Source organism: Streptomyces sp. MMG1121 (assembly GCF_001280015.1).
Taxonomy (GTDB): Bacteria; Actinomycetota; Actinomycetes; order Streptomycetales; family Streptomycetaceae; genus Streptomyces.
This window is the reverse complement of sequence record NZ_LGDV01000191.1, coordinates 1-18991: the sequence shown is the minus strand read 5'-3', so window position 1 is coordinate 18991 and position 18991 is coordinate 1. Positions and strand designations below refer to the sequence as shown.

19 protein-coding genes and 2 pseudogenes are annotated in these 18991 nt (G+C 68.0%); 7 read left to right on the top strand and 14 right to left on the bottom strand.

The annotated features are described in order from the left end of the window. Window positions 1-8: 8 nt before the first annotated feature. Both ADK64_RS21025 and ADK64_RS21020 read right to left on the bottom strand, forming a co-directional pair. Window positions 9-404: a CU044_2847 family protein gene (locus tag ADK64_RS21025; protein WP_234384660.1), complete on the bottom strand. Its 396-nt coding sequence runs from the start codon at window positions 402-404 to the stop codon at window positions 9-11. A gap of 103 nt (window positions 405-507) precedes the next feature. Next, complete coding sequence (locus ADK64_RS21020; RefSeq protein WP_023586593.1) at window positions 508-687, bottom strand: DUF6104 family protein; 180 nt, start codon at window positions 685-687, stop codon at window positions 508-510. Between the two features lie 675 nt (window positions 688-1362). Between ADK64_RS21020 and ADK64_RS21015 the strand changes: the two genes are divergently transcribed. Together ADK64_RS21015 and ADK64_RS21010 are read left to right on the top strand one after the other, a co-directional pair. Next, window positions 1363-2331: a DUF4097 family beta strand repeat-containing protein gene (locus ADK64_RS21015; RefSeq protein ID WP_053661278.1), complete on the top strand. Its 969-nt coding sequence runs from the start codon at window positions 1363-1365 to the stop codon at window positions 2329-2331. A 1-nt stretch (window position 2332) separates the two neighbouring features. Next, window positions 2333-3400 (top strand): PadR family transcriptional regulator, encoded by a 1068-nt coding sequence (locus ADK64_RS21010; protein WP_053661276.1) that lies wholly within the window; start codon window positions 2333-2335, stop codon window positions 3398-3400. 215 nt (window positions 3401-3615) lie between these two features. Here the strand turns inward: ADK64_RS21010 and ADK64_RS21005 are convergent, their stop codons facing one another. The 4 genes from ADK64_RS21005 to ADK64_RS20990 all read right to left on the bottom strand — a co-directional run bounded on the left by ADK64_RS21005 (window position 3616) and on the right by ADK64_RS20990 (window position 6902). Then, window positions 3616-4212, bottom strand: a complete 597-nt coding sequence (locus tag ADK64_RS21005; protein WP_053661275.1) for a Clp protease N-terminal domain-containing protein — start codon at window positions 4210-4212, stop codon at window positions 3616-3618. After that, window positions 4212-4421 carry a helix-turn-helix domain-containing protein gene (locus ADK64_RS21000; RefSeq protein WP_053661273.1) on the bottom strand — a complete coding sequence of 70 codons (210 nt, stop codon included), beginning with the start codon at window positions 4419-4421 and terminating at the stop codon, window positions 4212-4214. Before ADK64_RS21000 ends, ADK64_RS21005 begins: the two co-directional genes overlap by 1 nt. A 117-nt stretch (window positions 4422-4538) precedes the next feature. After that, entirely contained in the window at window positions 4539-5504 is a 966-nt protein-coding gene (locus tag ADK64_RS20995) for a zinc-binding dehydrogenase (protein WP_053661271.1), read from the bottom strand. Between the two features lie 174 nt (window positions 5505-5678). After that, the gene (locus ADK64_RS20990) at window positions 5679-6902 is read right to left on the bottom strand and encodes an NAD(P)-dependent malic enzyme (protein WP_053661268.1); all 1224 of its coding nucleotides are present in this window, start codon (window positions 6900-6902) and stop codon (window positions 5679-5681) included. A gap of 558 nt (window positions 6903-7460) precedes the next feature. Between ADK64_RS20990 and ADK64_RS20985 the strand changes: the two genes are divergently transcribed. Genes ADK64_RS20985 through ADK64_RS20975 form a run of 3 tightly spaced genes read left to right on the top strand, consistent with a single transcriptional unit; the run spans window position 7461 to window position 10195 of the window. Then, the gene (locus ADK64_RS20985; RefSeq protein ID WP_053661266.1) at window positions 7461-8420 is read left to right on the top strand and encodes an ABC transporter substrate-binding protein; all 960 of its coding nucleotides are present in this window, start codon (window positions 7461-7463) and stop codon (window positions 8418-8420) included. Between the two features lie 36 nt (window positions 8421-8456). Beyond that, a complete protein-coding gene (locus tag ADK64_RS20980; protein WP_053661264.1) occupies window positions 8457-9389 on the top strand; it encodes an amino acid ABC transporter permease in 933 nt (310 codons plus the stop codon). Then, window positions 9386-10195 carry an amino acid ABC transporter ATP-binding protein gene (locus tag ADK64_RS20975; protein WP_324614428.1) on the top strand — a complete coding sequence of 270 codons (810 nt, stop codon included), beginning with the start codon at window positions 9386-9388 and terminating at the stop codon, window positions 10193-10195. The genes ADK64_RS20980 and ADK64_RS20975 overlap by 4 nt, the downstream gene beginning before the upstream one ends. 62 nt (window positions 10196-10257) lie before the next feature. Here ADK64_RS20975 and ADK64_RS20970 read toward each other — a convergent pair. After that, window positions 10258-10668 (bottom strand): annotated as a pseudogene (locus tag ADK64_RS20970) (SAM-dependent methyltransferase); the annotation flags it as partial. 40 nt (window positions 10669-10708) lie between these two features. On the opposite strand from ADK64_RS20970, the gene ADK64_RS20965 reads away from it, so the two are divergent. Next, the gene (locus ADK64_RS20965; protein ID WP_234384659.1) at window positions 10709-12238 is read left to right on the top strand and encodes a recombinase family protein; all 1530 of its coding nucleotides are present in this window, start codon (window positions 10709-10711) and stop codon (window positions 12236-12238) included. Window positions 12239-12789: 551 nt separating this feature from the next. Here the strand turns inward: ADK64_RS20965 and ADK64_RS20960 are convergent. The 6 genes from ADK64_RS20960 to ADK64_RS20935 form a co-directional block, all read right to left on the bottom strand. Further along, entirely contained in the window at window positions 12790-14229 is a 1440-nt protein-coding gene (locus tag ADK64_RS20960) for a replication initiator (protein ID WP_053661262.1), read from the bottom strand. Window positions 14230-14380: 151 nt separating this feature from the next. Then, window positions 14381-14731: an SH3 domain-containing protein gene (locus tag ADK64_RS20955; protein ID WP_234384658.1), complete on the bottom strand. Its 351-nt coding sequence runs from the start codon at window positions 14729-14731 to the stop codon at window positions 14381-14383. A gap of 28 nt (window positions 14732-14759) precedes the next feature. Next, entirely contained in the window at window positions 14760-14951 is a 192-nt protein-coding gene (locus tag ADK64_RS20950; protein WP_053661260.1) for a hypothetical protein, read from the bottom strand. Beyond that, window positions 14948-16285, bottom strand: coding sequence for an FtsK/SpoIIIE domain-containing protein (locus ADK64_RS20945; RefSeq protein ID WP_053661258.1), 1338 nt, complete (start codon window positions 16283-16285; stop codon window positions 14948-14950). Before ADK64_RS20945 ends, ADK64_RS20950 begins: the two co-directional genes overlap by 4 nt. Next, on the bottom strand, window positions 16285-16752 hold the full coding sequence (locus ADK64_RS20940; RefSeq protein WP_053661257.1) for a hypothetical protein: 468 nt from the start codon (window positions 16750-16752) through the stop codon (window positions 16285-16287). The genes ADK64_RS20945 and ADK64_RS20940 overlap by 1 nt, the downstream gene beginning before the upstream one ends. Beyond that, window positions 16752-17129 carry a hypothetical protein gene (locus tag ADK64_RS20935; protein WP_053661255.1) on the bottom strand — a complete coding sequence of 126 codons (378 nt, stop codon included), beginning with the start codon at window positions 17127-17129 and terminating at the stop codon, window positions 16752-16754. The genes ADK64_RS20940 and ADK64_RS20935 overlap by 1 nt, the downstream gene beginning before the upstream one ends. 248 nt (window positions 17130-17377) lie before the next feature. Between ADK64_RS20935 and ADK64_RS20930 the strand changes: the two genes are divergently transcribed. Beyond that, window positions 17378-18181 (top strand): GntR family transcriptional regulator, encoded by an 804-nt coding sequence (locus ADK64_RS20930; RefSeq protein ID WP_053661253.1) that lies wholly within the window; start codon window positions 17378-17380, stop codon window positions 18179-18181. 441 nt (window positions 18182-18622) lie between these two features. Here the strand turns inward: ADK64_RS20930 and ADK64_RS20925 are convergent. Then, window positions 18623-18991, bottom strand: a pseudogene (locus tag ADK64_RS20925) (hypothetical protein); the annotation flags it as partial.

Genomic DNA, 18991 nt, shown 5'->3' with positions numbered 1-18991 from the left:
GAAGGTGCTCATACGGCGCCGGGCGCCGTCGACTGCGGGGGTACGGTCCCGGCGGCGGGCGGCGCGGGATCCGCGCCGTCGGCCCCGGCGGCCGGTTCGGTCCAGGTCAGCGACACGGTGAGGGACGACTTGCCGCCGCCCTCCGCGATGGCGCTCACGATCTTGCCGGACTGCGCCGTCAGCTCGATGCCGAAGCTGACGGAGACCTCGACGGGGGCCGGGGTGTCCAGACCGGCGCGCAGGGAGCGCACGACCCCGCCGACCGTGCCGGCCAGTCCCCCCGCCATGTCGATGATCCGGTCCCCGAGCCCGGTGTCCCGGTACCCGTCCCCGTCGCCGTCCCCGATCCTGGCCCAGACGACGCTCCCGTCGTCCAGCCGTATCCGCTCGATTCCGCCGGTCATGACGCCCCCGTTCCCCGATGGGAGGAGAAGGCTAACTCCCGGGGAAGGGGAGGGGGAGGGTCAACGAACGATACGGCTGATGATCGCCCCCTGTGGAGCGGATCTACTCCTCGTCCTCGTCGTCGAGCCGGGCGAGCCAGGTGGCCAGCCGCTCGACGGGCACCTCGAAGTCCGGATTCAGATCGACGAAGGTGCGCAGCTGCTCGGCGAGCCACTCGAAGGTGACCTCTTCCTCGCCTCGCCGCTTCTCCAACTCCTCGATCCCACGGTCGGTGAAGTACATGGGGTGCGTCTCCTGCGTCTTCTTCACGGCTCAAGGCCGACGGTTCTTCACGGCTCAAGGCCGACAGCGCCTTCGGAGACAGCCTATGCAACGCCCCGCACACCGTCCCGTCCCGGTCCGGGCCCACCGCACAGCTCCGGCCGCTCCCCGGGCGCGCATCCTCACCCGGGCCGACGCGTACCGCCGCAGGCCATCTCCAACGGCCTGTGCGCCGGGAACAGCGCCCCGGCGTCCGACCGCCCCGCGCTCCCACCGCCGCGCCGCCCAGCGACGACTGGGTCCTGTCCCCACCCGCACCATCCCGAACCGACGCACCCACGGATCCCCGGCACCCGGCACCCGGGCCACCGGCGTGCCGTCGGCCGGCCGGACGTGCCCGAGGACGCCGGAATCCGGCGGCGACGGTGCAACCGGCCCGGTCGCACCGTCCCGCCACGGCGCGAGCACCGACCGGGAGGAACCGACGGCCGCTGTCGCCCCCCTCCCGCCACGGGCCGCCCTGAAGCGCATCGGTCGACGGACCAACACGCAAGGCACGTGCCCGTACCTCGCCCGCCATGCGGCTTGGGCGCTCACTCGAAAGAGCGCCTTGACTTCCGACGTCCACGATATATCGTGTTTCACAGAAGACGCGATATGGCGCGTCACGACACTGTCCGGCCGAGGAGGTCCCCCATGCCCGAGTGGTCCGTCACCGAGCCCCGGAAGCTGACGTTCGACAGCGGCGTGAGCGACCTCCAGGTCCGCATCGTCAACGGAACGGTGAACGTGGTGGGCACGGAAGAAGGTTCCGCCCGCCTGGAGGTCTCGGAGATCGAAGGCCCGCCCCTGGTGGTCACACAGCAGGGCGGCACCCTCACGGTGGCCTACGAGGACCTGCCCTGGAAGGGTTTCCTCAAGTGGCTGGACCGCAAGGGCTGGCGGCGCAGCGCCGTCGTCTCCCTCGCGGTCCCCGCCGACACCCGCGTGGAGGTGGGCGTGGTCGGCGCCGGCGCGGTCGTCTCCGGCGTCCGCGGCCCCGCGGTGGTCAAGGGGGTGACCGGCGACACGACCCTGGTCGGCGTCTCGGGCCCGGTCCGCGCGGACACCGTGTCGGGAAACCTGGAGGCCCAGGCGGTCACCGGCGACCTGCGGTTCCACTCGGTCTCGGGGGACCTGACGGTGGTCGAGGGCTCCGGCCCCTCCGTCCGCGCCGACTCGGTCAGCGGATCCATGATCGTCGACCTGGACCCGGACGGCCCCACGGAGGTCAGTCTCACCAGCGTCTCCGGCGAGATCGCCATCCGCCTGCCGCACCCGGCGGACGCCGAGGTGGAGGCGAACACCGCGAGCGGCACGATTTCCAACGCCTTCGACGGACTGCGGGTGCACGGCCAGTGGGGCGCCCACAAGATCACCGGCCGGCTCGGCGCGGGCACCGGCAGGCTCCGGGCCACCACGGTCTCCGGCTCGATCGCCCTGCTGCGCCGCCCACCGCGCGAGGACGAGGCGGACACCCCGTGGGAGTCCGCGCCGCCACGGGACCCGGACACCGCCCCCGCCGCCGACTCCCCGGCCGCGCCGGGAGACAATTCCGTCTCCGGCCAGGGCACCGAAGCCACCGACGCCCCGGCCGACGGCACGACCGACAAGAAGGTGCTCTGACATGCCCCCCGTCTTCGCCCACGGGCGCCTCCGCCTGTACCTGCTCAAGCTGCTCGACGAGGCCCCGCGCCACGGCTACGAGGTGATCAGGCTCCTGGAGGAACGCTTCCAGGGGCTGTACGCACCCTCGGCGGGCACGGTCTACCCCCGGCTGGCCAAGCTGGAGGCCGAGGGCCTGGTCCGGCACACCACGGAGGGCGGCCGCAAGGTGTACTCCATCACGGACGCGGGCCGCGCCGAACTGGCCGACCGCAGCGGTGAGTTGGCCGACCTGGAGCTGGAGATCCGCGAGTCGGTGGCGGAACTGGCGGCCGAGATCAAGGCCGACGTGCGCGGCGCGGCCGGCGACCTGCGCCGCGAGATGCGCGCCGCCGCGACGGAGGCCCGCCGGGGCGCCAAGGCGGGCGCGGGCGCGGCGGGCCTCGCCGGGGAGTACGGCGACCTGGGCGACGACAAGGAGTCCTGGCGCGTCGCGAAGGAGGAGATGCGCCGGGTCAAGCAGGAGTGGAAGGAGCAGGCCCGCCGCGCCAAGGACGAGAGCCGCCGGGCCCGCGAGGAGGCCCAGCGGGCCCGCCGGCAGGCCCAGGAGGCACAGACGCGGGCGCGAGCCCAGGCACAGGAGGAGATGCAGCGCATCGCCCGCCACGTCCAGGACCGCGTACAGGACCACTTCACCCGCGGCGACTGGCCGAACGGCGTACGCGAGGGCCTGACCGAACTGGCCAAGGAATTCGGCGATTTCGGCAAGGACTTCGGCAAGGAGCTGGGCAGGGACTGGGGCTTCGGCCGCATCCCGGAGGACACGGCGAAGCCCGCCACCGCGCAGGAACCGCAGTACACACCGCCCACCGAGGACTTCCCCGCCGAGTACGAACCCTCCTGGGCCCACGAGGACGTCACCGGCGACCCGGCCCGCGACCTGGACCGGCTCCTGGACCGATTCCGCGACGACATCCGCGACGCGGCCCGCGATCACGGAGTCACCGAGGACCAGCTCCGCGACACCCGCCGCCACCTGTCGACGGCGGCGGCCCGTATCGGCGCACTCCTGCGGTCACCGAAGCCCTGACAGGAACCGCCGGGCCCGACACCAGCACACGGAGGCCGTCCGACGATGTACCGAGGCCCGCCTCGGACGGTCGGACGCAGACTACGCGGCGGTACGGCAGCACGCGGCCCGGCACCGGCGGGACGACGGCAAACGCCCGGGCACCGGCAGGGCACCGGCGAGCAGCCGATGCCGCCCCGGTGCCACCCCGGTGCCACCCCGACGCAGCCCGGTGTTCAGCCGGCCTTCGCCTCTCCCCCTCCCCCTCCCCGACCCTCTTCGTACCCCTCTCCGTACAGCACCCGAGTCACCGACTCGTACGTCACCCCGTGGTCGGCCAGCACCTCGGCCGCCACGCCCGGCAGCACGGTGAGCGCCAGCAGCAGATGCTCGTCGCCGATGTGCCGGTCACGGTGGGCGAGGGCGACCCGCAGGGACTTCTCCAGCACGTCCTTCGCGCCCCGGCCGAAGCCCGGCCGGCGCCCCGGCCACCAGCTTCCGCCCTTCCGGCCGCCCGACATCGCTCCGACGCCGTGCACCTCCTCCACCCGCGCCACGATCTGGGACACATCGATCCCGAACCCCGCCAGCGCGTCGGCGTCGGCCCGGGTCAGCCCGGCACTCCGCCGCGCCTGCGACAAGGCACCCCGCACCGACTCCCGGCGCTCCGCGAGCCCGAGCGCGGCCAGGGCGAAGGAGGCCCGGCTGCCCTCGCGCTCCAGAAGGGCGAGCAACAGATGCTCGGCGTCGACGGTCCGGACCCCGTCGCGCCGGCAGTCCGTGACCGCCCCCTCCACCACCTCACGGGCGTCCTTGGTGAAGCGTTCGAACATCACTGCCTCCCGTACTTCTTGTGCACGGCCTGCCTGCTGACACCCAGCTCCGCGGCGATCTCCTGCCACGACCAGCCCTGATGGCGCGCACTGCGCACCTGTACCGCCTCCAGCTGCTCCAGCAGCCTGCGCAGCGCGGCCACGGCCCGCAGTCCGACGCGCGGATCGCGGTCGCCGGCACGCTCGGCGAGATCGGTTGCATCGGTCATGATGTCAACCTACGTTGACACCCGCCTCCCGTCAACCAAAGTTGACATGCGTGGCAGGAAAAAGGCGGGCCGGGAGCACCCCGGACCCGCCTTCTGGCCCCAACCGCTCCATGAACCTCAGGAGTTGGTGAGCACGATCTTCCCGAACTGCTCTCCGGACGCGAGCCGCTCGAAGCCCTCGCGGGCCCGGTCCAGCGGCAGCTCCTCGTCGATGACGGGCCGTACGCCCGTGGCGGCGCAGAAGGACAGCAGATCCTCCAGCTCGTCCTTGGTGCCCATGGTCGAGCCGACGACCTTCAGCTCCAGGAAGAAGATCCGGGTCAGCTCGGCGTGCGAGGGCCGGTCCCCGCTCGTCGCCCCGGAGATGACGATCGTCCCGCCGGGCCGCAGGGACTTCACCGAGTGGGACCAGGTGGCCGCGCCCACGGTCTCGATGACGGCGTCCACCCGCTGCGGCAGCCGCGCCCCGGTCTCCACCGCCTCCACCGCGCCGAGCTCAAGGGCCCGCTTCCGCTTCGCCTCGTCCCGGCTGGTGGCGAAGACCCGAAGACCCGCCGCCTTGCCCAGCACGATCGCGGCCGTGGCGACACCGCCGCCCGCGCCCTGCACGAGGACCGAGTCACCGGGTCGTACCCCGGCGTTGGTGAACAGCATCCGGTAGGCCGTCAGCCACGCGGTCGGCAGACAGGCGGCCTCGGCGAAGGACAGCTCCTTGGGCTTGGGCAGGACGTTCCAGGTCGGCACGGCGACCTGCTCGGCGAACGTGCCCTGGTAGCGCTCGGTGAGGATGGAGCGCGGCTCGTCCGGGCCGACGCCATGGCCGGTCTGGCCGATGACGGAGTGCAGGACGACCTCGTTGCCGTCCGCGTCGACCCCGGCGGCGTCACAGCCGAGGATCATCGGCAGCCGGCCCTCCGGGAGGCCGACGCCGCGCAGGGACCAGAGGTCGTGATGGTTGAGGGAGGCGGCGCGCACATCGATCGTGCTCCAGCCGGGCCGGGCCTCGGGAGCCGGGCGCTCCCCCAACTCAAGGCCGGTGAGCGGCTGGTCGCGGTCGATTCGGGCGGCGTAGACAGCGAACATGGGCCCGACGATAGGGGCGTGGATCAGCCGAGGGAACCACGCACCCCTGTGACACATGCCCTCTTGCGCACCGGCACCCGTGCGGCGCAGGCCGCGCGCCGACGCCGCGGAGCCCCCCTCGCACGACTGGCCCCGCCTCAGCAGGCGGGGCCAGTCGATCTGGAGGCGTGCGACCTAGAGGCGTGCGACCCCTTCGGCCCGAGCGGCAGCCGCAACCGCCGCGGTCACGGCCGGGGCGACCCGCTCGTCGAACGGCGACGGGATCACGTAGTCGGCGGCGAGGTCGTCGCCCACGACGGCGGCCAGCGCCTCCGCGGCGGCGATCTTCATCCCCTCGGTGATCCGAGTGGCCCGCACCTGAAGCGCGCCCGCGAAGATCCCGGGGAAGGCCAGCACGTTGTTGATCTGGTTCGGGAAGTCCGAACGCCCGGTCGCGACGACCGCCGCGTACTTGTGCGCGACGTCCGGGTGCACCTCGGGGTTCGGGTTGGCCATCGCGAACACGAAGGCGCCCTCGGCCATGGAGGCCACGGCCTCCTCGGGCACCGTACCGCCGGAGACGCCGATGAAGACGTCCGCGCCCGCGAGGGCGTCCTCCAGCGTGCCGGTGACGCCCGCCTTGTTGGTGAAGCCGGCCAGCTCGCGCTTGACCGGGGTCAGGTCCTCCCGGTCGGCGGACACGACGCCCTTGCGGTCCGTCACGGCCACGTCCCCGATGCCGGCCTCGACCAGCATCTTGGCGATGGCGACACCGGCCGCGCCGGCGCCCGAGATGACGGCCCGCAGGTCGCCGATCCCCCGCCCGCTCAGCCGCGCCGCGTTCCGCAGCGCGGCGAGGCTCACGACGGCCGTGCCGTGCTGGTCGTCGTGGAAGACCGGGATGTCGAGGCGCTCCTGCAGCCGGCGCTCGATCTCGAAGCACCGGGGCGCCGAGATGTCCTCCAGGTTCACTCCGCCGAAGGAGGGAGCGAGCCGGACCACGGTCTCGACGATGTCGTCCACGTCGGTGCAGTCGAGCGCGATCGGGACCGCGTCGACCCCGCCGAACTGCTTGAACAGGATCGCCTTGCCCTCCATCACGGGGAGGGAGGCCTGGGGACCGATGTCCCCGAGTCCGAGCACGGCCGTGCCGTCGGTCACGACGGCGACCACGTTGGACTTCCACGTGTAGTCGTTGACCAGTTCCGGCTGCTCCGCGATCGCGGTGCACACGCGCGCGACGCCGGGCGTGTACGCGAGGGAAAGGTCGTCCTTGTCACGGACCGGCACGGTGGCCTGCACGGCCATCTTGCCGCCGCGGTGCAGCGCGAACACCGGATCGAAGGAATCGAGGGGCTCGGCCCCGCTGTCCTGATCCGTTTTGCTGTCGCTGCGAGGATTGACGATCTCCGCTGCCACTTTGTCTTACCCCTTAGGTATGCATGGTTTGAGGGTCGACCACTCCTGGTGAGGGGTGGGCGGGCACCGCGTACGGCCCGATTGGTGATACGTACGAGCACATACGCGACGGGCGCGCCGCACACGCGCCCTGAGCCCCGGATGAGGGGTGTAAAGAACCTTCTTACCGGACGGACGGCGCCCACGACGAGTCCATTAGGTGCAAGGTCACATCTGGCAACCAGAGAACCGCTTGAAGATGACACGCGGCTGACGTCCGTGCGCGGCGCACGAAAGCGCTGGCAGGCGGACAGATGCGCTGACCACATCGTGAGATGCGCCGAAGATTCTCCGGCCGGAATGCTGGATTCCCGCAGATGGTTCGGTGGCCAAGGACCGTTGTTGTACCGACCTGATGCGGTTCGGGGGGTCACCCGTTATGCGATTTTGACATAGTCACAGCCCTGAATGCCGCAGTCCGAATGGCAAGATGCCGTAAACCCACGAGGTCGCGACACCCGAAGGTGTGTGTTTCCGTCGACCCATCGGCACCTCTTCCCATCCGCCGGAGGAACAACGATGACCGCAAGCTCCACCCGCCGTACGACCGCCGCGCACTCCCGTCTGGCCGCGGTGGGTGCGATCGCGGTCGCCGGCGCCCTGCTGCTCACCGGCTGCGGTGACCAGACCAAGGACAAGAGCAAGGGCTCGGGCAGCTCGTCCGCCGGCAGTGCCCCGCTCGCCGGCAAGCTCCCGGCCGAGATCCGGAGCAAGGGCGAGATCAAGGTGGGCTCGGACATCGCGTACGCCCCCGTGGAGTTCAAGGACTCCTCCGGCAACGTCGCCGGCCTCGACCCCGACCTCGCGGCGGCCATGGGCAAGCAGCTCGGCGTGAAGCTGACCTTCGAGAACGGCACCTTCGACGGACTGCTCACCGGTCTGCGCTCGGGCCGCTACGACATAGCGATGTCCGCGATGACGGACAACAAGAACCGCCAGCAGGGCGTCGACCCCGACACCGGCAAGAAGGTCGGCGAGGGCGTGGACTTCGTCGACTACCTGACCGCCGGCGTCTCGATCTACACGCGCAAGGGCGACACCCAGGGCATCAACGGCTGGGCGGACCTGTGCGGCAAGAAGATAGCCGTCGAGCGCGGCACCGTTTCGGAGGACCTGGCCAAGCAGGAGGCCAAGAAGTGTCCGGGCGGAAAGAAGCTCACGATCGAGCCGTTCGACGACGACCAGCAGTCCCAGACCCGGCTGCGTTCGGGCGGTGTGGACGCCGCCTCCTCCGACTTCCCGGTGGCCGCGTACGCGGTGAAGACCTCCGGCGGCGGCAAGGACTTCGAGACCGTCGGCCAGCAGGTCGAGGCGGCCCCGTACGGCATCGCCGTCGCCAAGAACGCCACCCAGCTGCGTGACGCGCTCCAGGCCGCGATGGACGCGATCATCAAGAACGGCGAGTACGCGAAGATCCTCGAGAAGTGGGGCGCCCAGGACGGCGCCGTCAAGCAGTCCGTCGTCAACGGCGGCAAGTGACCCGCACGAGCAAGCGGCCACTGAGAGGCAACACCCGTGACTGACACAGAGAAGACGGCCGGAGGGCCGGGCGCCGCCACCGCCGGCCCGGAGGCCATCAAGGCCATCCCGGTCCGCCACTACGGACGCTACGTCACCGCCGTCATAGCCATCGCGATCCTCGTCGCGATCATCTACGCGTTCGGCCAAGGCAAGATCAACTGGCACGCGGTGCCGGAGTACTTCTTCGACCACCGGATCATGACCGGCGTCAGCAAGACCCTCCTGCTGACGGTCCTGTCGATGCTGATCGGCATCGTCGGCGGCATCGTCCTCGCGGTGATGCGACTGTCGAAGAACCCGGTGACCTCCTCGATCGCCTGGTTCTACATCTGGTTCTTCCGCGGCACCCCGGTCCTGGTCCAGCTGTTCCTCTGGTTCAACCTGGGCCTGGTCTTCGAGTACATCAACCTGATGCCGTTCTACAAGGACTACTGGTCGAACTTCATGACGCCGCTGCTGACGGCGTTGCTCGGCCTGGGCCTGAACGAGGCGGCGTACATGGCCGAGATCTGCCGGGCGGGCCTGCTCGCGGTGGACGAGGGCCAGACCGAGGCGGCCCACGCGCTGGGCATGAGCCACGCCAAGACCCTGCGCCGGGTGATCATCCCGCAGGCGATGCGCGTGATCGTGCCGCCGACGGGCAACGAGGTCATCAACATGCTGAAGACGACCTCGCTCGTGGCGGCCGTCCAGTATCCCGAGCTGTTCCGCTACGCCCAGGACATCGGCCAGAACTCCGGCGCCCCGGTGGAGATGTACTTCCTCGCCGCGGCCTGGTACCTGATCATGACGTCCGTCCTGAGCGTCGGCCAGTACTACATCGAGCGGTACTACGCCCGCGGCTCCAGCCGCAGCCTCCCGCCCACCCCGTGGCAGAAGGTCAGGTCGCACCTGACGACCTTCTCGAGCAGGAAGGTCGCGGCATGACCGACAAGCTGAGCAAGCCCGAGGACGCCGCCCCCGCGAAGGGCACCGTCCCCATGGTCAAGGCGCAGGGCGTCCACAAGTCCTTCGGCCATGTCGAGGTGCTCAAGGGCATCGACCTGGAGGTGAAGCCGGGCGAGGTCTTCTGCCTCATCGGCCCCTCCGGCTCCGGCAAGAGCACGTTCCTCAGGTGCATCAACCACCTGGAGAAGATCAACGCCGGACGGCTGTACGTCGACGGCGAGCTGGTCGGCTACCGCCAGCAGGGCGACAAGCTGTACGAGCTGCGCGACCGCGAGGTCGCCATGAAACGCCGGGACATCGGCATGGTCTTCCAGCGCTTCAACCTGTTCCCGCACATGACGGCCATGGAGAACGTCATGGAGGCGCCGGTCCAGGTCAAGGGGACCGGCAAGGCGCAGGCCAAGGAGCGGGCCGTGCAGCTGCTGGAGCGCGTGGGCCTGGGCGACCGGGCCGGGCACTACCCCTCGCAGCTCTCCGGCGGCCAGCAGCAGCGCGTGGCGATCGCCCGGGCCCTCGCGATGGACCCGAAGCTGATGCTGTTCGACGAGCCGACCTCGGCCCTGGACCCGGAGCTGGTCGGTGACGTCCTCGACGTCATGCGCGACCTCGCCGAGTCCGGCATGACGATGGTCGTCGTCACCCACGAGATGGGCTTCGCCCGCGAGGTGGGCGACAGCCTGGTGTTCATGGACGAGGGCGTGGTGGTCGAATCCGGCCATCCGCGCGAGGTCCTGACGAACCCGCAGCACGAGCGGACGCAGTCGTTCCTGTCCAAGGTTCTCTGACACGCCACTGCGCAAGGGGCGGTACGGGCTTCCCGTACCGCCCCTTGGCGCTCATGGCCGGCTCACTTCAGTGCCAGCAGCAACGTGTCCGACGGCGAGCACCACACCGGCCGGGCCTCGCCGAAGCCCTTCTCGCGCAGCACGCGCGCGTGCCAGGCGGCCGAGGGCACGTCCCCGTCCGCGTGCTCACCGTAGATCTCGAAACGGCGGGCGGTGGGCCCGGCGAGGACCGGGTCCTGCGCCGCGAGCTGCCACCACTCGGCCCAGTCCACGGCGCCGGCCCGCTTGGCCTGATCCATCCGGACGTGCCGCTGGGCGCGCTCGGCCTCGTTGATCCGCGGCGTGCTCTCGTCGATCATGTGGTCCGCGTTCATGAAGACACCGCCGTCGCGGACCAGCTCCGCCATCCGACCGTAGAGGGCCGCGAGGGGTTCGCTGTGCAGCCAGTGCAGGGCCGTGGCGGTCAGGAGCGCTCCCTAAACGCACATGCGTGCGGATCGGAGAGCGGACATCATGGACCAGGTGATCACTACCGACTACGACGGATGCGGAAGGTGCCTGGTAGGCGTCCGGCGCCTCTCGCGCATGAAGGACGCGAGCAACAGCCCCGAGAAGCAGCTAGACCAGGTCCTCAGCGCCGCTGAATCCGTAGGTGGCCACATCATCGCGTGGGCCGATGACTGGGAGGTCTCAGGCGCCACAGACCCTCTCACGCGGCCGGGACTTGGCCCGTGGCTGAGGAACGAGGCAGGTCCGTACTCAGGGATCGTGGGCGCCGCCGTCGACCGGATCGGCCGGAACCAGCGTGACGTGTTGAACACCGCGTACACGATCCACGAGTCCGGCCGCCTACTGGTGACGTACGGGCATGACGGACCGTGGAACCTGGACGACCCCAACGACGAGATGCGCCTTTCCATGGAATCCTTCGGCGCGCAAATGGAGTTGAGGGCGATCCAAAAGCGCAACCGGGAAGAAACGGTACGGGCTCGTACAAACGGGAAGCCGAAGCAGAAGAACCAATACGGCTACCGCTATGTGCGACTCACCCCTAACGGAAAGGTCGATCGCGTCGAGGTTGACCCTGTGCCGGCTGTGATTCTGCGCACCGTCGCAGAGCGCATCCTTGCCGACGAGACGGGAGAGATCACCGTACACACCGAGGCTGCACGCCTCAGCCGGGAAGGCGTACCAACGCCGGAGGACTACCGCGCTGTTCTGAGCGGCCGGGAGCCCAAGGGATTCCGCTGGAACGCTAAGACCCTAAAGAGGCTTCTCATCAGCGAAGGATCTTTGGGTTACCTGATGCACAACAGCCGCCCGGTTATCGGGCCGGACGGGCACCCGCGCCGCCTTGCCCCGCCCTTGTGGGATCGCGCTACTCGGGATGCTCTGATCCAGAAGACAGCCCCGAAGCGAAAGGTAAGCGAAGCACAGCGCCGAGCCCCGAAGTCGACATACCTTCTCTCGGGGCGTGCCTACTGTGGAAATTGCGGTCGCTCACTTTACATCTACGGTCGCAAGGGCCAGAACAATTCTTACGGTTGCGATGGGCGCGTACTCGGCGTGATCGTATCGAAGGACTGTTCCCCGGCACCCAACATGTCCGTTCCCAAGCTAAACAAGATCGTCACTGAATGGTTCCTAGGGAAATACGGAAACGGTCAGCTCATGAAGCGCCAGTACGACCCGGGAACTGGGTATGCCGCACGTATCGCCGAGTTGGAGGCAGACCGAAAGCGCCTTCGGGACGACCGTTCAGCAGGTCTCTACGACTCCGAGGACGACGCCGAATGGTACCGCCGTGAGTACGCCCGCATGGGTCGCGAAATCGCTGAACTCAAGAAGTTGCCGGAGCGTCCCGCCGGAATGCGGATGGTGCCCACAGGAAAGTCCGTGGCAGATGAATGGCACGCCGCCCACGACGACGCGGCCCGTCGCGAGCTTCTTAGCGGCTTTAACGTGCGCGTGACGCTCTTCCCGGCAAACACCAAGGAACGAGTCCGCATTACCGGTGCAGACATCTGGGACCGAGCCGCTTAGCACATCACGCCATGCTGTAGAGCACGGAGTGAGCCCCGGCAAGGACGCAGACTTGCCGGGGCTCACTCCTGCCTGCAACTACACGCTTGCCGGGGCTCACTCCTGCCTGCAACTACACGTTCGAGGGGAGCAACCTGATTGACGGCATAATATAAAGGACCGTCAACCCCGTTAACGTCTTGAACTCAACAGGCTTTAGGCTCAACTCGCATCGCACGGAACGGGAATCACCTACGGTCGACATTCGAGACATCTCTTCAGAGTTCCACATGTCGGACCTGAAGAAGAATTCCCCAAGTTCACTTTCTCCAGACAAGGTAAACGTAATCGCCCCAGCAGTGACTCTACTCACCAGAATCTCAACGGCAGGAGATTTCGTCAGCACTTCCCATCGATCACGTGAGGAATCTCCAGCATCCCACACTTCACCACCTAGCCTCCGTGCCGTTATCTGCGCTACATTTCGGAAATTTGTCGTCACGCACCATTCATGCAGTACCTCTTTTCGGCCACTGAATACACGGTCCGAGTGGAAGCGCCCAGCGTATTCCTTACGCGGCATACTTCCACCCCTCAGCGATCATTTCTCGTCTGATTTCTCGAAGTGTCGCCAGATCCTCAGCGATGCCGTGCGTAATTTCCGCTTCGGCCAGCGAGTGTCCCGAGCCGACGTAGCGCCAGGCTGAATCCGTGATGGTCTCTCGGCCCTCCAGGGCGAGCACGCCGCCGCCCTGGTAGTCCGCCCGTACCGCACGCAGCTCCCCGTACGTGGTGGAGTACTGCCGTGATTTGGTGAGCACGTGCCCCCGGTAGCCGAGCGTGTGAGCCCAGGCCCGCAGGTTCAGCCCCTCCAGCTCTGGCAGGCCACCCAGACGCCAGCAGGTGGCCATGAGCGCCCGCAGGTGAGCATTCACGGGGGCAAGGCGGATGCTGTCGAAGTCCTGTATCCGGTAGTCGATGCCGCCCGAGTCGCCGACGCTCTTGGATACGTATTTCGCGACGTATGCCGCAACGGCGCTATCGGTCACGGCCGATTCGGTGAATGCGTCGCTGCGGATCGGGTGTACGTCGCGCTGTTTACCCCACTTGATGACCCGCTCACCGGTCGCAGGAGAATACGGGGTGTGCACCTCTACTTGATCCGCAGCCGACCGCACGGCATCTGACAGTAAGGCAGTTGTCGCCCACAGAGGCGGGGGCGACGAGGGACCGTCGGGCCCGTCGAGCCGAATAACGGCATGGAAGTGAACCGCGCCCCGATCCTGATACTCGGCGACTTTGGCAAACGAGAGCGTCAGGTGTTCACGCAGGCGGGTTTGCGTGATTCCTGCCGCCGTCCCCAAATGCCGCCTGAGCATGTGGCAATAGCGATTCCATAGCTTGCCGGCCAAGGCGTGCCAGAGGGCGTGTCCGGTGTAGTCGTAGCAGTCCCGGCACAGGGGTTGGCCCACCATGGGATCGCTGTCTTTGTGTTTCTGACCGCAGCCGACGGGGCGCCCGTGTTCGCAGACTCCGCCGTCCCGACGAGGGCGGCACACCCCGCCGTCGTCAGCACGGTGCACGGCGCCGAACGAGGGTGCTGTCAGGGTGAGGAAGAGTCGGGGGTGATGCTGAACGCCGTCCGTGATGCCCTTGCCGCCGAGCAGGCCGGAGCGGACCAGGTGGAAGGTGTCGCCCGCGTGCAGGTACGAGCAGGGCTCACAGCGCGTCTCGCGCCTGTTGCGGCACCGTACCGGCATCCGGCCGCCGGGTTCGTTGCTGGTGTCGTAGTGCCGCAGGATTTCCCCCGTGACGGCATCACGGGTTGTGGTGTGCCCGGCAAGGTAGATCGGGTGGGCGCACCCTCCAATGGACTTGATCTGATCGAGCCAGCGTGAGAATCCGGGTTCATGGACGAGCCGGATAAGGTCACGCTCGGTGGACGAAAGAAGGCGCAGACGCTCAGCCTCATTGAGGACTGAGCGCCGCGCCTCATCCGATATCACAGACATTCGGAGGCCCCCTTTCACGAGGAATAGGCGCGGTATTCATGGATTGGCTCCGTCTTTGTCTCTACTCGGCTACGGCTTCAGCTTGGCTTGAATGATCTATGAAGAGTGTTTTTGCGTTTCCGGGAGGCCCAGGGATAAGCGGGGCGGCTTATCAGGGCCAGAGATAGGATTCCTTCACCCAGCCCCACCGTCCGGCGTTCGGGCCGCTGGTGACCTTGCCGTATCCCCAGGCGAATTTCTTGTTGCAGTACTCGGTGAAGTGCACGCTCTTATACAGGGTTCCAAGGGACGTGTAATTCGTGCCCGGACCACTGCGCAGGTTCACGGCCGTCGTGGTGGCCTCCTTCTGCGGCCAGGCCCATTCCCAGTCGCATGCCTTGGGAAGGGCAGCCGCCGAAACGCTCTGAGGCGCCGCCGAAGCAGTCGGGGCAGCGGCCAGGGCGCCGACGACGAGAAGGGCGGTCGAGGCAGCGGCACCGGCGATGCGCGTAGTGATGTTCATTCTTGTTCTCCTTGTCGATTCGGGAAGGTCAGCCAGTAAAGAGGCCGACTATGGCTGAAACGATTTCCATGACGGGGTACGAGAATGGCGTCATTGCCAGCAGGAATCCGAACAGGGAAATCAGGGTTGCCTGATACCAGCGGATTTCCCGTGACCGGGCGGTAAGGACGACGTACAGGAACAGGAAGGAGTCGATGACCCATATCTGTGTCTGTGTCATTCCGCTGCACCTCCTTTCTCGAAGGTCACGGGGTCGGGCTGTGTCAGGAAGGGATCCGCCGGGGGGTCCATGCGGGCAATGCCGGCCGCATCGGCGGTCGTGACGAGGCGGGACCGGGCGCGCATCCACCGGCCGCCCATGGCGATCACGGCGACGCCCTGTTCGTCTTCGGTGATGCTCAGGGCGGTGATCACGGCGTCCGGATTGATGTCGCCCAAGGTCATCTCGGCTGATGCCTCGTCGTGCGCTCGGTGGGCGACGCGTCCGCCGAGCTGGGCCCTCAGCGCGGTGACGCGGGTGCCGATGTCGGAGCCGACCCGCTGTCCGGCGACGACCAGGTGAACGCCGAGCGCCGCGCCGAGCTGGGCGACCCGCAGCAGCAGCGTTCCGCACTGCTCCGCCTCGTCCTTCGAGGCCCGAGAGCCGTCAGAGAGGTACAGCTCTGCCAGCTCGTCCACGATCACGACGAGGGGCACTGGCCGCTGTTCCTCGGGCAGTTCCCAGACGGACCGCTTGCCCCACGCACGGCAGCGATCCATGCGCGCCTGAATCTCAGCGACCACGCCGGAGAGCAGGCCGACCGCCTGTGTCCGGTCTACCGCCAGCGCGGCGAGCCGCCCGCCGAATAGGCCCAGTTCCATGCCGCCCTTGCAGTCGATGCCGACCAGGGCGACCTGCTGAGGCGCCAGTGCGAGCACCAGGGCAGCCAGCAACGACGACTTCCCGGACTGTGTGGCACCCGTGATCAGCCAGTGCGGCACTCGCCGAAGGTCGATCACCCAGGGGTCGCCGTCCTCGATCCGGCCCACGTTGGCCGACAGCAGCTCCGCAGCCGGCGAACGGACAGACGCAAGGTCACCGGTCAGGGGGTCAAGGGCCGTGACGTGGATGAGGACCTGTCCCCGACGCGGGGAGGTGACCCGCACCCCGTGCACGTGCCAGGCGTGTTCCATGGCGCGGGCCGCCGCGAAGTAGGCCGCCGGAGTCTGCCCCGGATGCAGCAGCACCCGCAGCGTCAGCCCGGTTTTCGTCGGCACCGGCCAGGACAGCCGAGGAGGCTTGGGCCGCAGCGCCTGTCCCTGCACCACGAGATCGCGGCCAATCACACGACGGTCCGGCGACGTGCTCACCGACAACCCGTTGAGCTGAGCCAGCCGCCGCCAGGTCGTGAAGATCCGCAGCGCGGTTCCGGGGTAGCCAACCAGCCACCACCGCCACGGCCACCGCCGCACCGGGATGCCCCGAGCCGCCAGACGCGGTTCCCACCAGCGCTGTGTCATCACGGCGACCAGGACCAGCGCCGTCAGGACCCAGACCACCAGCGAGGCAGGCATCAGCCGTCCCCTTCCTTGGTCCGGGCGAGCACGAGCCGGGCGCGCATCATGGCCGTCTCGGCATGACGAGCCGTCAGCCCCAACAGGAAGCGAAGGGTGGGGATGTCGTCGGACGTGGCGAGCAGCGCCTCAGCACCGGCCAGGGCCCGCAGGTCCCGCAGCAGCGAGCCGAAATGCCCGTCCACGCAGAACACCGGGTCTTCGCCGTCCGCCAGGCCCCCGCCGTCCGCCTCGTCGTCCGCCTCGTCAGCGCCGACCGCCGCCCGCATCTCCTTGGCCATCCGGGCAGCCTCGTCAGCGATCACAGCCGCGCACGGGTCCTTGCACGCGAACACCTGTGACTCATCCGCAGGCGACCGCCCCACCGGAACGGAGGTGATCTTGTTGTTGAGGAAGTCGGTGTTGCAGACCACGCAGGCCATGCCGTCTGACTGCCGGGCGTTCAGGTGCCAGAAGTAGCGTTCCATCACGCGTCACCGCCCGCCGACTTCCCGCGCGGACCGGCCGCCGGAGTCGTCGAGGCGGAAGCGCCGCCGGACACGGGGGTGATCGCATCGGCCCGGTAGGTCGTACCGGTCCGGCCGTCCACCGCCCAGTCGTTGGCCCACAGGTTCGTGACCCTGACCTCACTTCCCTCCGTGAGGCCCTGCGGCTGTCCGCTGGTGACCACGTGAACGACGTCTGTACGCCGTCCCTCTGCCTGCCTCACCGACAGGCCCGTGATCCACAGCGGGTTTCCCTCGCGGTCCCTGCGCGTCTCTCCTTCCGGCGTCAGACGCGGTTCCGGAGCGATCACACAGCGGATCGCGCCGAGCCGAGCAACATCAATCGGCTTGTTGTCCATAGGGGTTCACCTCGTTTCAGCACAGCACTCACCCGGCCACTCATCCGGATGAGTTGGGGCGATCATCTTCACTCGCCGTCAGGAACGGGGTCAACCACTTATCCGGATGAGTGGGGTGGGGTAGGCGGCAGAGGGTCAACCACTTATCCTCATGAGTGCATGGCCTATACCACGCAACACTGACAACGACCACTGATATCGAATCTTTGTTCGACTACCTAGATGCCGACCCGAGAAGGACACAAGCCATGGCAGCCCGAGAGCACATCGAACGCGCCCCGTCCATGTACTTGCAGGTGGCTCAGCGCATGGCCACGGACATCAAGCGAGGCCGCTACCAGGCCGGCGATCTCCTGCCGTCCGAGTCGGAAATGGTGAAGATGTACGGCATCGGCAAGCACACGGCCCGTGCCGCCGTCGCCGAGCTGCGCCGCATGGGTCTGGTGGAATCCATGCAGGGCAAGGGCAGCAGGGTACTTCCCTCCGGGGGAGTTCTCCCCGCCACCCGCGTTGACCGGTCCATCCAGCGCAGTACGAAGGGCAGTTGGCACCTACCGGAGATGACCGAGGCAGAGCCGCCCGCCATCAGCAGGACCGCGCTGGACGGCCCCCCGGCACTGCTGTTGGACCAGCAGGACCAGGACGCCATCAACGTAGACCGACTGATCCATGATCCGGCCACCGGCGCACGCATGGCCCACCGCGTTCTGATCCCCATGGCCACCGCCGCCGAAGTGCCCACTCTGGCCGAGCAGCCAGACGCCGAGATCATCGACCTGTACCGGCAGCTTGCCGAAGCCGGACTCAGCCTGTCGTTCACCGAGCATGTCACCGCCCGCGCCCCCTATCCCGACGAGCGAACCGCACTCGGACTCAGCGACGCCAGCCCCCTCCTGATCACCTACCGCGTGACCACCGACGCCGACCAGGACCGCCCCTTGCTGTGCGAGGAGCTGAAGGCCCCCGCCGCCACGTGCCAGCTCACTTACCCCGTGACCCCGACGAAGCCAGCCGCCAAGCGCGCCGCCCGCCGACGATCCGAATCGGAGTAACTTCTCTTTACTTGCTCAAGGGCGCGCCTTCGGCGCGCCGGGCGGCTCTGGCCGCCTCGGCCGGGCGTGCGGCCTGCGGCCGGTCCCGTCCGGCCGGCCAGCCGCCCGACACCACCACCGCACCCGACCAAGCAGAGAAGCCCCCCGCAGAATCGTCGCGGGGGGCTCTGTCGTCTGCTCAGTCGGCCACCAGGGAGGCGAGCCGCACGGCCGCCATGCCCCACACTCCCCCACCACAGGCACCAACTCAGCACGGCGGACAGGTGGTTCATGAAGGGCGCCAACGCCGCTCACCGTGGCATCCAGCGCCGTTGATGAGGATCTTTGAAAATGGCTGTGGCGGATATTTCGTGATCAGTTCTGATCATCTGCGGGGCCAGGTGGTTGCCGCCGTACAACGAACTGTCCGTTTTGGTTGATGCCGGCCTGGAGTTCTGAGGTCTAGTGTGGCGCGTTGTGCCAGATGGCCTCGCCGTCCTTCGTGTAGAGGACCACATTCGCGTCGCCCTGCATGATCAGCCCCTTGACGTCATACCTTTGTTGCGGAGTGTTCTGCCACCGGGCCTCGCCGCCCCAGTAGATGGCGACTTTCCCATCTGTCTGGCACTTGAACTCGACACTGCCGTCCTCGCTAAAAAGAGAACTTCCTACCTGGAGCCACTCACCGTTACCCAGCGTGCTGCGGTTCCCCGAAGCAGCGTAGGCGCTGGCGCTCATGCTGATGACGGCCGCACCGGTCAAGGCGATCGCGGCAAGGATGCACTTGGCGTTGGTCATACCTGAAGAACGATCAGTCGTACAGATCGTTTC